This window comes from Anaeromicropila herbilytica (assembly GCF_016591975.1).
Taxonomy (GTDB): domain Bacteria; phylum Bacillota; class Clostridia; order Lachnospirales; family Lachnospiraceae; genus Anaeromicropila; species Anaeromicropila herbilytica.
Genome location: NZ_AP024169.1, coordinates 1,546,571 through 1,561,554 on the forward strand (window position 1 = coordinate 1,546,571; position 14,984 = coordinate 1,561,554).

Consider the following 14,984-nt stretch of genomic DNA (forward strand, 5'->3'; position numbering starts at 1 on the left):
ACAAAAAATATAAAATGCTCCATAATTATTTAGGATTTACTTTAAGAATATAGAAGAAAATTTAAAGGAGCAATCATGAAAAAGTTAATATATATTGCAATGGTACTTATGATGGTATTTAGTGTGAGTTGTACCAAATCAGACAGTAAAGAAAATAATACAGTAAACACAGAAAATACGCAAAAACAAAATAAGACATCCAAGGAAGTTACATCTAATACAAAAGATACATCTTCTGGTAAGAATAAAGATACATCTTCAGATAAGAATAACGACACTGTTGCATCTAAGGATTCGGATGCTAATACAGAGGAAGAAGATAAAGATACCACGGAGGAAGACAATACCGCTGATGAAGGTGTTAAAGTAATTTCTTCTGATGCCTCACAGGTTGAAAAAGATGGAGAAGAATCCTTGTTAGTAACTGATAAAGTGGTTATTGATGGTATGACAGAGGATATCCTTAATAATATGTCTCTAGAAGAAAAAATAGGGCAGTTATTTATTGTCTCTTGTGAGTCTTTGGATACATCCAAGGGTCATTGTTTTGAATGGAGAAATGTAACAAAGAATATGCGTAGTACTCTGAACAAATATCATGTAGGTGGAATTATCTTATATTCACGAAATGTGGAATCAATTGATCAAACCCAAAGAATGATTGCGGATTTTCAAGAAAGCAGCAGGGTACCTCTTTTTATTTCTATAGAAGAAGAGGGGGGAGATATGTCTCCTTTAGCAAACAATTTGAATATGAATATGACTCAGTTTCCAAATATGAGCGTCATTGGCGAACTAAATAATAAAGATTATGCAAATCATATGGGAAAAACTATTGGTAAGGAAATAAAAGAGTTAGGCTTTAATCTCGATTTTGCACCAGTAACAGATGTGAATACTGGGGATGAGAATAGTAAGATTGGTAATCGTTCTTTTGGTAGTGATCCTCTGATAGTATCTGATATGGTATCAGAAGTTGTAAATGGAATCCAATCTCAGAATGTTGCAGCAACAATAAAGAATTTTCCAGGTGAAGGAAGTATTACAGAAGAAACCCAAAATGGTTCTGTTAATATTGATAATACCTTAGAACAATTAAGAAAGATTAATTTTGTTCCCTTTAAAGAGGGTATTAAAGCAGGTGCTGATGTTATTATGGTATCTCATGCATCAATAAGTAGGGTAACAGAAGATATGGTTCCGGCTTCTCTATCTTCCTTGGTTATGCGTAGTATTTTACGTACTGAACTTGGATTTGACGGAGTTATCATTACCGATGCATTAAATAAGAAGGCGATCACTGATCATTATTCATCTAGAGCGGCAGCTCTTAAAGTTGTAAAAGCGGGAGGGGATATGTTATTAACCCCAGAAAATTTAAAATCAGCTTATAACGGTTTATTAAATGCTGTTGAAGATGGTTCAATAAAAGAAAGTCAAATTGATAATATGGTTCGAAGAATATTAAAATTAAAATTAAAAAGAGGTATTATTTTATCGAATACAAATCTGATTGAACGAGACAACAAATAGAGAAAATTGTAAGAGAAGTTACAAAAATACCCTTTCTAAAAAAGATATAAAAATGATTTATTAGCATAATTTAAGTTACTAAAAAGGCATACTAATAGCATTTGAAAAAAGATTCACATATCGGCTAAGAAAACAATTATTCTGATATTTTTATTTGTTGTAATTAGACAAAAATGGCTAAAATAAAGGAAAACCAGCAAAAAACTATTGCCATTCTAATTGGGTAAGTTATAATTAAATAGGGATAAATTTTAGAGTTTTATAAAGTAACTATTCAGTCAAATGAAAGGTTATCATAATTCTTAAAAGCCTTATAACTGAAAGTCACTTCGTTTTAAACTAAATCGAATAATCAAAGGATAGGTGGCAAATAATGAAAAAATTAGAAATGCTTTATGAAGGCAAAGCCAAAAAAGTTTTTAAGACTGACAATGAAGACATATATATCGTTGATTATAAGGACGATGCAACTGCATTTAACGGACTAAAAAAGGGAACAATCGTTGGTAAGGGTGTTGTTAATAACAAGATGACCAATCATATCTTTCAAATCCTTGAAAAAGAAGGAGTACCTACTCACTTTATTGAAGAATTAAGTGATAGAGAAACAGCAGTTAAGAAGGTAGAGATCGTTCCACTAGAAGTGATTGTTAGAAATGTTGCAGCGGGAAGTTTTTCTAAGAAATTAGGAATTGAAGAAGGAACGAAGTTATTAGAACCTACCTTAGAATTTAGTTATAAGAATGATGATCTTGGTGATCCAATGATTAATGATTATTACGCAATCGCAATTGGAGCAGCTACAAGAGAAGAAATAGAGCGTATTACAGAATTGGTATTTAAAGTGAATGAAGTATTATGCAAATATTTTGCTGAATGTGGTATTGAATTAATTGATTTTAAAGTTGAATTTGGTAGATGCAAAGGTGAGATTATCTTAGCTGATGAAATATCACCAGATACTTGCAGATTATGGGATATAGAAACTCACGATAAATTAGATAAAGACCGTTTCCGTAGAGACCTAGGAAATGTGGAAGACGCATACCAAGAGGTGTTTAAAAGATTAGGAATAATGTAAGAATTGAAGTGGACAGTGAAATCTTTTTGTTGTCCACTTTTGTAACGAATAAGAAAAGCTGTAATGGAGTTCTTTTAGAAAGGAAACGCAATGAATAATAATAATTTGAATCATGAAATCTCAGAAGAATTACACGAAGAATGTGGTGTCTTTGGTATCTATGATTTAGACGGTAATGACACAACATCATCAATTTATTATGGATTATTTGCACTTCAACATAGAGGGCAAGAAAGTTGTGGTATTGCAGTAAGTGACACTGAAGGGCCAAAGCGAAAAGTTCTCTCTCACAAAGATATGGGGTTAGTAAATGAGGTATTTACACCAGAAATCTTAGAAAAATTAAGTGGAGATATCGGAATTGGCCATGTTCGTTATTCTACTGCTGGAAGTAGTACTAGAGAGAATGCGCAACCATTGGTATTAAACTATGTAAAAGGAACTCTAGGTATTGCGCATAATGGTAATCTTATTAATGCGCTTGAGTTAAGAGAAGAATTAGAATATACGGGCGCAATTTTTCAAACAACGATTGACTCAGAGGTAATTGCTTATCATATCGCAAGAGAACGATTAAACTGCGGTTCTGTTGAACAAGCAGTAGCAAGAGCAATGGATAAAATAAAAGGTGCATATTCTCTAATCGTTATGAGTCCAAGAAAATTAATTGCCGCAAGAGATCCGTTAGGATTCAAGCCTCTTGTTCTTGGAAAACGTGAAAATGCTTATGTATTTGCATCAGAGACTTGCGCACTGGATGCTGTTGGAGCAGAATTTATCAGAGATGTGTTACCAGGAGAAATAGTAACGGTTACTAGGGACGGAGTGTTTTCAGATACATCTAGATGCAATCAAAATGAAGCAAGATGTATTTTTGAATATATTTACTTTGCAAGACCAGATAGTTCTTTTGATGGAGTAAGTGTATATGGATCTCGTATTATGGCTGGACGCATCTTAGCTAAATTGCATCCAGTAGAAGCTGATCTAGTTGTTGGAGTACCTGATTCAGGTAATGCAGCAGCACTTGGCTATTCTATGGAATCTGGAATCCCTTACGGTAATGCGTTTGTTAAGAATAACTATGTTGGACGTACCTTTATTAAACCGAAACAAAGTCAAAGAGAAACTAGTGTTAAGATAAAGCTGAATGTTCTAAAAGATATTGTAAAAGACAAAAGAATTATTATGATTGATGATTCCATAGTTCGTGGTACAACAAGTGCAAGAATTGTCGGCATGTTGAAGGCAGCAGGTGCTAAGGAAGTTCATGTTCGAATTAGTTCACCAGCGTTTAAACATCCTTGTTATTTCGGAACGGACATTCCATCTGGAGATCAATTAATTGCAAATGGTCATACAGTAGAAGAGATCAATAACATGTTGGGTTCGGATTCATTAGGATATTTAGACATTGAAAGTCTTCCTAATCTCATTGGAGAAGGAATGAAATTCTGTGATGCATGTTTCTCTGGAAATTATCCTATGGAACCACCAACACAGGATATTCGAGGGGAACAAGGTTAAGGAATAGAATAAATTAGCACTGAATAGAATTATTGATATTCATTACAAAAAACGAGGGAATTAGGAGGCTGTCATGAGCTACGATAAATACCAAAGTCCATTATCTGAACGATATGCAAGTAAAGAGATGCAATATATTTTCTCTCCTGATATGAAGTTTAAGACTTGGAGAAAATTATGGATTGCATTAGCAGAAGCGGAAAGAGAATTAGGTCTTAATATAACAGAAGAACAAATTGAAGAGTTAAAAGCACATCAAGAGGATATCAACTATGATGTGGCAAAGGAAAGAGAAGCGCTAGTGCGTCATGATGTTATGTCTCATGTATATGCATATGGGGTTCAATGTCCGAAAGCAAAAGGAATCATCCATTTAGGAGCAACTTCTTGCTATGTTGGGGATAATACAGATATTATCGTTATGACAGAAGCTTTAAAATTAGTGAAGAAGAAATTAGTTAATGTAATGGAAGAGCTATCAAAGTTTGCATTAAAATATAAGGAGCTTCCAACATTAGCATTTACGCATTTTCAACCAGCACAACCAACAACTGTTGGTAAACGTGCAGCACTATGGTTAATGGAATTAAAATTAGATTTTGATGATTTAGAATATTTAATTGATAGTATGTGCTTACTTGGATCAAAAGGTACCACAGGAACTCAAGCAAGCTTCTTAGAATTATTTGATGGTGATCATGCAAAAATCAAACAAATCGATAAAATTATCGCAAAGAAGATGGGATTCAAAGACTGCTTCCCAGTATCAGGACAGACTTATTCTAGAAAAGTAGATTCAAGAGTATTAAATATCTTAGCAGGAATCGCAGCGAGTGCTCATAAATTCTCAAATGATATTCGCCTTCTTCAACATTTAAAAGAAATTGAAGAACCATTTGAAAAGAATCAAATCGGATCTTCTGCAATGGCATATAAGAGAAATCCAATGAGAAGTGAAAGAATTGCATCCCTCGCCAATTATGTTATGGTAGATGCGCTTAATCCAGCTATTACATCCTCAACACAATGGTTTGAAAGAACACTAGATGATTCAGCGAATAAGAGAATCTCCGTTCCAGAAGCGTTTTTAGCTGTGGATGGAATCTTAGATTTATATCTAAATGTTGTGGATGGTCTTGTTGTATATGAAAAAGTAATTGAGAAGAGATTAATGTCAGAACTTCCATTTATGGCAACTGAAAATATCATGATGGATGCTGTAAAAGCGGGTGGAGATAGACAAGAACTTCATGAGAAGATTCGTACACTTTCTATGGAAGCTGGAAGAAATGTGAAAGAGAAAGGGCTTGATAATAACTTATTAGAGTTAATTGCAGCAGACCCATCTTTTAACATGTCCCTAGATGAATTAAAGAAAACGATGGATCCATCTAAATATACAGGAAGAGCAAAAGAACAAACCGAAGAGTTTATTGAAGAAGTAATTCAGCCAATATTAGATGCAAATAAAGAGCTACTTGGATTAAAAGCAGAGATTACTGTTTAATAGGATTATCTATTTAACTGAAATAACTAAGTGTTTAAAATATCAATTTAGGTAACAAATAAATATAGTAATAAGAAAACCACACAGAAGTGAACACATCAGTTTTTCACTTCCATGTGGTTTCTTTCATTTAATTGACCAATTTGGTTTAATTTAGTAAGATAATAGTAAATTGTTTTATAAGTCGAAAAATATACAAAAAGATAAAGGGGATTCACAAAAGATGAAGATATTATTAACAGGATTTGAACCATTTGGTGGGGAGGAGATGAACCCGTCTTATGAAATTATAAAGAGGATGCCAGATACAATCGAAGGATGCGAGATAATTAAATTGGAACTACCAACAGTGTTCCAAGAATCCTTCATCGTTCTTAAAGAGGCAATGGATCTGTATCAACCAGATGTTGTATTAAGTATTGGGCAAGCAGCAAATCGATTCGGAATTACCGTAGAAAAAGTTGCAATTAACTTAGTTGATAGTAAGATTCCAGATAATCAAGGTAATCAACCAAGAGATATGATAATACGAGAAGATGGTGAAACTGCATACTTTTCTAATATACCAGTAAGGGCGATTGTAGATAATATGAAGGAAGCTGGTATACCAGCGGATATCTCCTATACTGCAGGAACTTATGTATGTAATTATATCTTATATCAAGAGTTATACTGTTGTAATCATATCAATAAAGATATGAGAGCAGGCTTTATCCATGTTCCTTATGCAACAGTACAAGGCGCGAAGAAGGAACGAATGGTTCCGACAATGTCTATGGATGATATGAAACGAGCGCTAGAAGTTGCGATAAAGACAATTATAAATCAATAATGAAAGAAGGAAGGACGAAATATGAATACAGAATGGTCATTAGATGTATTTTATCAAAGTTATGAGGATGAGAATTTTAAAAAAGATTATGAAAGATATGAACAATTGATCAGCGATTTTACTGATTTTAGCGAAACCCTAAAAAAGAAAGAGGTAGATAAGGAACAAGCTATACTTACAGCAATTAATTATATGGAACAGATAGAGGTTCTACATCGTAAATTAGGAGGATACACTTTCTTAAGGAAATCTACTAATACCATGGATGTTGAGACAACTGGTGTACAGAGTCGCTTGAAGAAATTAACAAGTACCTTATCTAAGCCACAAGCTATTACCAAAAAGTTTATTGCAAATATTTCAGACTTAGATCAATACATTGAGAAGCATATTATATTAAAAGAATATGAATTCAAATTACATAGTCTAAAAGAAAATAGCAAATATATGTTAAGTGATGATGTAGAAGAAGTAATATCAAAGCTTAATCTTTCAGCAGGTTCAGCCTTTGGCACGATGCATCAATATCTTACTTCAACACTAGAAGTAAGGTATCAAGGTAAAAATGTAACCTTATCAGAGATTCGTAATCTAGCATACAGTGAAGAAAAAGATGTGAGAAAAGCAGCTTATGAAGCAGAATTAGAGGCTTATGAGAAAATCAAAGACCCTATTAGTTTCTCTCTAAATAATATTAAGACTCAGATGAATACGATATGTGAGCTTCGCGGTTATGAATCAGCGCTTGAGAAGACATTAAAAGACGCCCATGTAAAGCAAGAGACTCTAGATGCTATGCTAAGCGCAATGCGTGAATATATGCCAAAGTTTCATCAGTATCTTAGAAGAAAAGCAGAGATGCTAGGTTATAGTAATGGACTTCCTTGGTATGAGTTATTTGCACCAGTTGGAGAAAGTAGTCGTACCTTTAGCATTGAAGAAGCCAAAGATTATTTAGTAAACCATTTTAGAGGATTTGCATCTGATATTGCAGATATGATTGAAACTGCATTTGATAAGAAATGGATCGATTTTTATCCTAGAAAAGGAAAAGTAGGTGGAGCGTTCTGTTCCAATCTACCATTTTTAGGGGAAAGTCGTGTGCTCACAAACTTTGATGGGATGTTAGGCGATGTTGTTACTCTTGCCCATGAATTGGGACATGCTTATCATGGCAGTATGATATGTGAGAATGCACCACTAAATTGGGATTATTCTATGCTAGTAGCAGAGACTGCTTCAAATTTCAATGAGACAGTAATTATGAATGCTGCCATAGCAGAAGCAAGTGGAAGAGAGAAAATGGCGTTAATTGAGAATCGTTTACAAGATGTAACACAGATTATGTGTGATATCTATTCAAGATTCCTTTTTGAAACAGAGGTATTCGATAAGACTCAAACTGGCTTCTTATTTGCAGAAGAACTAAAGAAAATGATGTTATCTGCGCAAAAAGAGGCTTATGGAAATGGGTTAGATCATGAATATCTTCATCCTTATATGTGGGTGAATAAAGGACATTATTACAGAGACACCTTAAGCTATTATAATTTCCCTTATGCTTTTGGTGGGTTGTTTGCGAGAGGTCTTTATGAGAAATATCTAGAAGAAGGGGAGCGCTTCCTTCCTAAGTATCGTGAATTGTTGAAGAAGACAACGGTATGTTCAGCGGAAGATGTTGCTAAGATAGCAGGAATTGACCTTGAAAATCCAGAATTCTGGAGAAAGAGTCTGGAAGGATATGCGAGAGAGATAGATGAATTCATAGAATTGAGTAAGCAGTACAAGTAATGGAAATTGTATTATATTAGGTTGCAATATAGCAATGAGAACACCTGAAAATGGATATGAGAACAACAAAAAATGGAATATCCATTGACAAATATGGTTCATTCGTTATAATGAAATTATAACTATAAAAATAAATCACAAAAAGAAAGGAAAAGTTTATGAGAAGTCTGTATGAAGTGGAGATTACAACTAAATAGTTGTATAGGGTGAACGTTACTGAAAGCTTTCGAGCTTTTGTTATATTGCGTATTAACGCAATAAGTCTGCCCTGGCGTCAGTATTTGCATAGCAAATGCTTGATTTTATCTGCCTACAGATTATTTCTTACTTTTCCATAGAATCGTACTTTATGTATGAAGATAGAGGTGAAAAAGCATGACTGTATTGGTCGTGCTTTTTTTGCAATAGGAAACTATTTTATGTTTTCTATACTACAATGTGTCCACGCAGATTGGTAGGTACACTACCTATTCTTAAGTCATCTCGAGGATTCGTTAGAGTAGACCTTTATTATAATTATACATATATATGGGAGAATTCTATGTGATTTTATAATGAGTATATATAGATATAGGTTTGGTTATTACTAAAATATCATTAACTGATTTATTTAGGTTTATTTAAGATATTCATTTAGTTATTAACTAAGTTTAGCAAATCCTATTATCTTTCTATTGTCATAATAAAGTCTTGGTAAGTTGTCCTTTGATAGGCAGGTACCAGGGCTTATTTTGTTACTGAAATATAAATGAATATGAGTGACATTAAGAACATGATGTATTTATCCTACAGAGAATAGATTTTATGGCAAGAAAGGAAAGATAATAACCATGAATTATATGAATGATATGTTAGAATTTAATGAAATAATACAAAAACTTAAAGAGTATACACGAACAGGGAAAGCAAGAGATAGATTTGAACAGTTAGCTCCAATTCGAGATGAAAGAGAATTAAATGAAAGGTTAAGAGATACTAGCGAGGCAAAAATCTTACTAGAGAAAGTGGGTAATCCACCAATATCATCCGTGGAAGATATATTTAAAATTACTGAGAACGCCAAAAGAGGTGATCTATTATCCATTGATGAATTAGAAAAAATAGAATTATTTGCAGTAGCATGTATGAGATTTAAGAAATATCTAAAAAGAAGTGAAGATTATGGTTTGAATCTCTCGGGTTATGGGAATGGAATGTATGACTTGGATTTTTTGAAGGAAGAAATCAGTAAGTGTATACGTAATAAACGTGTGGATGACTATGCTTCCAAAGAATTAAAAGAAATCAGAAAGAAATTAGAGCAGATTAGCAGCAATATACGCCTAAAGTTAGAGAATCTATTAAAAAGTAAAAAGGAATGTTTCTCTGATAGCTTTATATCCAATCGAAATGGCCATTTTACATTACCAGTAAAAAAGGAGCATAAATTGACCATTAGTGGAAGTGTAATTGATATGTCATCCTCAGGGGCAACTTATTTTATTGAACCAACTGCTGTAGCAAAGTTAAAAGAAGAATATGAAAATAAACAAATTGAAGAAAGCAATGAAGAGAGAAAGATTCTCTATATCCTATCTTCCTTCGTAGGTGATCTTGCAGAAGAGATCTCACTTAACTTAGAATATATTGAAGAGCTTGATTACATCTTTGCAAAGGGAAAGTTGAGTATGGATATGAATGGTGTAGCTCCCACTATTAATACAAATCAGTATATTGAATTGGTTAATGGAAGACATCCATTACTTAAGAGAGAAAACTGTGTTCCATTAAATATTAAGCTAGGTAACTTAGTTCAGGGAATCGTAATTACTGGCCCTAATACGGGAGGAAAAACAGTAGCACTGAAAACGGTTGGTTTATTATCTGTAATGGCAAATTGCGGACTGCACGTTCCTTGTGAGAGTGCTTCCATCTGTATGAATAGTAATGTCTTATGTGATATAGGAGACAATCAGAGTATCTCAGAGAATTTATCAACCTTCTCTGCTCATATCAAAAATATTATCGAAATCATCAAAAGGATTGATAAAGATTCTCTAGTCTTTATGGATGAACTAGGTTCTGGCACCGATCCATCGGAAGGTATGGGAATCGCAATTGCAATCTTAGAAGAATTAAGAAAAAGTGGATGTTTATTTATCGTTACTACCCATTATCCAGAAGTGAAAGAGTACGCCGAGAAGACGGATGGAATTATGAATGCTAGGATGGCATTTGATAAGGAGAGTCTTAGACCATTGTATCGATTAGAAGTAGGGGTATCTGGGGAAAGCTGTGCTCTTTATATTGCAAAACAATTAGGAATGCCAAGAAATATGTTATTAAGAGCATATGAAGAAACTTATCAGTCAAAAGAAGTAGGTAGAGCGCATCGAACTCCTACCAACCATATTGAAAAGGAAATCTTAGAAGATGGCATTGAATTAGAAAAAGAAGCATCAAAGGACTCTGAGATAAAAATAGTGAAATATGAGGAAAAGAAACCGGTAAATAGTCGCGCTAGTCGATTTGAGGTTGGAGATAGTGTTGTGGTATATCCGCAAAAGAAAGTTGGTATTGTATTTGAAAAGGCGGATAGTAAAGGTTACATTGGCGTACAGATTCAAAAGAAGAAGGAATATGTGATTCACAAGAGAGTACAGTTAAAAGCTTCTGCAAAGGACCTGTATCCAGAAGATTATAATATGTCAATTATCTTTGATTCAGTAGAGACTAGAAAGACTCGAAGAGTTATGGAGAAAAGGCATGAAGAAGGTAGAGAGATTCATTATGATGCGGTAAAGAAAAAGGGTATAAGGTAATATTAGGTTAATATGTGTTGAATTGACATATGTCCCATATAATTGATATATTTAATAATAGGTAACTCAAACTTCCCTTTAAATAGTTCATTGAATACTTGATAAATTCAGTCGTTAGATTGTCTAAATTACCATAATTAATTTACTATTTCGCCTGAATTTATCAAGTATAATATAGATTTTTGAGAGGAAAGTTTGAATAGTTACCACAAAAGTTAATATAGGGGAGCAAAACTTGTGAAAAAATATATAATAAATCTATTTTCAGCCAAATCAGAAGTTCAATTATACGATTATTTAGAAGCGAATCGAAAACGTGGTTGGTGTATTACGTCGGTGAATCCATTCTTATTAAGCTTTGAACGAAATGAATCATATGATTTAAAAGTCGCAGTAGAACGTAGTCTTAAGAAAGATGATAGGAGTCAGAAATTCTATGAATATGGTATGGCAAAAGGCGAATATCATGAATATTTACTAAAAGAGAATGGTTGGAAATTCATTGGAGAAAAGTCAAAAATGAGAGTTTATGTTGGAAACAAAGAAACCTCGCTCGATTACATCACTCCAATCGAGGAATATAACAAAGAAGTATTTCGAAAATATGAAAAGAAACAATTATTTCAAAATGTTGGGTATTTGCTTTTCAGTCTCTTACTATTTACCTTGATGTACCACTTTGATTTTTTTCTTTTTAACTTTGCTGATTACAGTAGCAATGAAAAGTTATATATTGCATTACTCGCATGCTTTGTTATCTTGGTGATACCAATTGAGTTTGTTAAGAGCCAATATATCAATTGGAAAATTGATAAGATTGATTATCCATATGAGAAGATGCCAGTATTAACTTATCCATTATATTTATATACACAAGTTTGTATCATGTTATTTCTATTTACCGTTGTGACTCAAAGTTGGTGGTCTGATAAATCTCCTTATATTGGGGTGGGGATGATTACATTATTAATAACAGCGTTAATACCAGATTGTGTATATATAGTTAGCGTGGTTCGTAATAGATACTCGAAGAAGAAAGTTGAAGGAATAACTGCTTTATTGATTATACTTATTTTTATTGTCTCAATATATTTTACATATAACATACATGAGAATAAACAAAGAATTACAGAACATAACAGAATCATTACAATTCTAAATGAGAATAGGATGAATCATAATAAACAGAAAATCGGTATGATAGAAGAAATGGATGAGGGCTCGTCATTGTTAACTCCAGTATATAAAAGATTCCGAATGATCTATACAGAAAATGTTGTAGATGTTCAATATGGTGAATTTCAAAATAAGTGGATAGCAACAAAGATTACTCATTATTTATATCGTAATAGTATTAATTGGATGGCTTCAAGAAATGATGAATTAAGCAAAGAATGGAATGTGGATGATGTTTATACATCAAAGAATAAGAAAATGTATATTATTTTTAGAGATAAGGAGGTATTTTGTCTGAAATCAGATAAGATATTTCATAAATTTACCTTAAACGGATTAGAAAACTTCATCAATGAATCGAGACCATAAAATAGTATCTTTTTAATACGATCAAATATTGGTTAGAGTGTCAAATGACTTTCTAAGTGAACTATAATAGGTCATTTGGCAACCTAACCAAAGTTTTTAGTTTGAGTTATCTATTCTATCTTGTAAGAATCTCAGCACCGTTCTCAGTAATTAACACAGTGTATTCAAACTGAGCAGAACACTTACCGTCTTCTGTATAGATGGTCCAGCCGTTGTCAGCATCTTCATACACATCAGGTGCACCCATATTTACCATTGGTTCGATAGTGAATATCATTCCAGGTACAAGTAGGATGTCAGTACCTCGTTTTCCAATATGACTTACCCAAGGTTCTTCGTGGAATTCAATTCCTACGCCATGACCACCGATTTCTCTAACGATGGTATAACCATTTTTAGTTGCATGGGCGTTGATTACTTCCCCAATGTCGCCAAGGAATCGCCATGGCTTTGCAGCTTCAAGACCTAGATCTAAGCATTCTTTTGTAACTGTTACAAGTTTTTTCTTATCTTCGGATACATCTCCAATAAGAAACATTCTTGAAGCATCTGCGTAGTAACCATCTAGAATTGTTGTGACATCAACGTTAATAATATCTCCGCTCTTTAAGATTCTGTTCTTATCAGGGATACCATGACATACCTCTTCGTTAATGGAAGTACATACACTCTTAGGATAACCATTATAGCCAAGAGTTGCTGGAATTGCACCATGTGATATGGTGAATTCGTGAACTAAAGTGTTGATATCTTCTGTAGACATACCTTCTTTAATATTCTCAGCAACCATATCGAGAATACTAGTATTAATTACACCACTTTTTCGAATACCTTCGATTTGCTCTTTTGTTTTTATCATATCATGGCTTGGTACCATGTGACCTTTATCTGCATATTCCTCTATTTTTTGGTCAAATGCAAGGTGACAGCTTTTATATTTTTGGTGGCTGTTACACCAACATAAATCATTTCTTCCAAGTCTCATAAAATTACACTTCTTTCTGTTTCGTTATCATTTTCTATAAAATACGCTTTGCCTATGGAAGGTTCGTGTGAGAGCGAAGACTATGTCACGATAAGCAAAACAAATTCCTTGTTAACTATATTACTCCATTTTTCGATGAAATACAAGGTGACTTAAGATTCACCTTAACCAACATGCCTGTGACTTACTCACAGGCCTAAATTCAATGTGTGAAATTGCATTTAATTTCACACTAATAATCTAATCTTGTAATGTAGGATGCCTTCGTGTACAATAATCATGAAAATATAGAACGAGTAGAATTAAGATTCGATGGCCAAAGTCGTAATTATGAAGTGAACGCAGAGGAAAGGTGGTGAGATCAATGAATATCAATCTGGAATATTATAAGATATTCTATTATGTAGCAAAGCTTGGAGGTATCACAGTAGCAGCACAAGAGCTTTGCATCTCACAGCCAGCAGTTAGTCAAGCAATCAAACAACTCGAACAGAATCTTGGAAGTGATTTATTCTTAAGAACTCCTAAGGGAGTGCTCCTTACCAAAGAGGGAGAAGTACTTTATTCCTATGTAAAACGTGGATATGAGATTATGATGCTTGGAGAAAAGAAATTCCGTGAAATGATTGATCTTGAAAATGGAGAGATAAGAATCGGCGCTAGTGATATGACACTTCACTTTTATTTACTTCCATATTTGGAAGAATTCCATCAGAAATATCCCAATATCAAAGTTACCGTTACCAATGCACCAACCCCTGAGACGATTAATTATTTAAATGACAGCAGAATTGATTTTGGGGTCGTAAGTTCTCCGATTATTCAAAAACAGGATCTTACGATAAACAATGTATATGATATTCAAGATATCTTTGTAGCTGGAACTAAATTTTACGAACTGAAAAATCGGGTATTGTTATATAAGCAGCTGGAAGAATTGCCAATCATCTGTCTGGAACACAATACAAGTTCGAGGCAATATATTGATGAATTCTTAAAGCAAAATGATGTTATTCTTAAACCAGAATTTGAGCTTGCAACAAGTGATATTATCGTACAGTTTGCCTTACGTAATCTTGGCATCGGTTGCGTCATGAGTGAGTTTGCAACTCCTTATATTAAAAGTGGTGAACTTTTCGAGTTATTTTTTGATCGAAAGATTCCAAAACGCCAGATCTGTATCATCACCAGTAATAAGAATCCAATATCGAGTGCTGCAAGAATGCTATTGGATATGATGCTTGAAAGGCAAAATCATGGTGGAGAAAGAAGATAATATAGTAAAATATTAATGGGATCATTGGACAAAAGCTTAATATTGGTTTTATAAGAGATTTTAACATCGGATATTTAATAGAACGTAAAGTGTATCCAGTAATCAA

The 14,984-nt window shown here is 33.5% G+C and carries 10 protein-coding genes; 9 read left to right on the forward strand and 1 reads right to left on the reverse strand.

Annotation, left to right across the window (positions count from 1 at the left end):
- Positions 1-75 precede the first annotated feature (75 nt).
- From bsdtb5_RS06680 to bsdtb5_RS06715, 8 genes are all read left to right on the forward strand, one after another.
- Positions 76-1,533, forward strand: a complete 1,458-nt coding sequence (locus tag bsdtb5_RS06680) for a glycoside hydrolase family 3 protein (protein ID WP_271715256.1) — start codon at positions 76-78, stop codon at positions 1,531-1,533.
- 373 nt (positions 1,534-1,906) lie between these two features.
- Entirely contained in the window at positions 1,907-2,614 is a 708-nt protein-coding gene (gene purC, locus bsdtb5_RS06685; protein WP_271715257.1) for a phosphoribosylaminoimidazolesuccinocarboxamide synthase, read from the forward strand.
- A gap of 90 nt (positions 2,615-2,704) precedes the next feature.
- Positions 2,705-4,141, forward strand: a complete 1,437-nt coding sequence (purF, locus tag bsdtb5_RS06690) for an amidophosphoribosyltransferase (RefSeq protein ID WP_271715258.1) — start codon at positions 2,705-2,707, stop codon at positions 4,139-4,141.
- A gap of 73 nt (positions 4,142-4,214) precedes the next feature.
- Positions 4,215-5,648 (forward strand): adenylosuccinate lyase, encoded by a 1,434-nt coding sequence (purB, locus tag bsdtb5_RS06695; protein ID WP_271715259.1) that lies wholly within the window; start codon positions 4,215-4,217, stop codon positions 5,646-5,648.
- Between the two features lie 223 nt (positions 5,649-5,871).
- Positions 5,872-6,480 carry a pyroglutamyl-peptidase I gene (gene pcp, locus bsdtb5_RS06700; protein WP_271715260.1) on the forward strand — a complete coding sequence of 203 codons (609 nt, stop codon included), beginning with the start codon at positions 5,872-5,874 and terminating at the stop codon, positions 6,478-6,480.
- Between the two features lie 21 nt (positions 6,481-6,501).
- Positions 6,502-8,271, forward strand: coding sequence for a M3 family oligoendopeptidase (locus bsdtb5_RS06705; protein WP_271715261.1), 1,770 nt, complete (start codon positions 6,502-6,504; stop codon positions 8,269-8,271).
- Between the two features lie 830 nt (positions 8,272-9,101).
- Positions 9,102-11,072, forward strand: a complete 1,971-nt coding sequence (locus tag bsdtb5_RS06710; RefSeq protein ID WP_271715262.1) for an endonuclease MutS2 — start codon at positions 9,102-9,104, stop codon at positions 11,070-11,072.
- A 237-nt stretch (positions 11,073-11,309) separates the two neighbouring features.
- Entirely contained in the window at positions 11,310-12,617 is a 1,308-nt protein-coding gene (locus tag bsdtb5_RS06715) for a hypothetical protein (RefSeq protein ID WP_271715263.1), read from the forward strand.
- Positions 12,618-12,732: 115 nt separating this feature from the next.
- On the opposite strand, the gene bsdtb5_RS06720 is transcribed toward bsdtb5_RS06715, so the two are convergent.
- Positions 12,733-13,602, reverse strand: coding sequence for a methionyl aminopeptidase (locus bsdtb5_RS06720; protein ID WP_271715264.1), 870 nt, complete (start codon positions 13,600-13,602; stop codon positions 12,733-12,735).
- A 364-nt stretch (positions 13,603-13,966) separates the two neighbouring features.
- Between bsdtb5_RS06720 and bsdtb5_RS06725 the strand changes: the two genes are divergently transcribed.
- Complete coding sequence (locus bsdtb5_RS06725; RefSeq protein WP_271715265.1) at positions 13,967-14,878, forward strand: LysR family transcriptional regulator; 912 nt, start codon at positions 13,967-13,969, stop codon at positions 14,876-14,878.
- The last annotated feature ends 106 nt before the right edge of the window (positions 14,879-14,984 follow it).

Bases quoted from the DNA above. Each gene is read 5' to 3' on its own strand.
- purF (WP_271715258.1), top strand. From the start codon at position 2,705: ATGAATAATAATAATTTGAATCATGAAATCTCAGAAGAATTACACGAA.
- bsdtb5_RS06710 (WP_271715262.1), top strand. From the start codon at position 9,102: ATGAATTATATGAATGATATGTTAGAATTTAATGAAATAATACAAAAA.
- bsdtb5_RS06720 (WP_271715264.1), bottom strand. From the start codon at position 13,602: ATGAGACTTGGAAGAAATGATTTATGTTGGTGTAACAGCCACCAAAAA.
- bsdtb5_RS06725 (WP_271715265.1), top strand. From the start codon at position 13,967: ATGAATATCAATCTGGAATATTATAAGATATTCTATTATGTAGCAAAG.
- purB (WP_271715259.1), top strand. From the start codon at position 4,215: ATGAGCTACGATAAATACCAAAGTCCATTATCTGAACGATATGCAAGT.
- pcp (WP_271715260.1), top strand. From the start codon at position 5,872: ATGAAGATATTATTAACAGGATTTGAACCATTTGGTGGGGAGGAGATG.
- bsdtb5_RS06680 (WP_271715256.1), top strand. From the start codon at position 76: ATGAAAAAGTTAATATATATTGCAATGGTACTTATGATGGTATTTAGT.
- bsdtb5_RS06705 (WP_271715261.1), top strand. From the start codon at position 6,502: ATGAATACAGAATGGTCATTAGATGTATTTTATCAAAGTTATGAGGAT.
- purC (WP_271715257.1), top strand. From the start codon at position 1,907: ATGAAAAAATTAGAAATGCTTTATGAAGGCAAAGCCAAAAAAGTTTTT.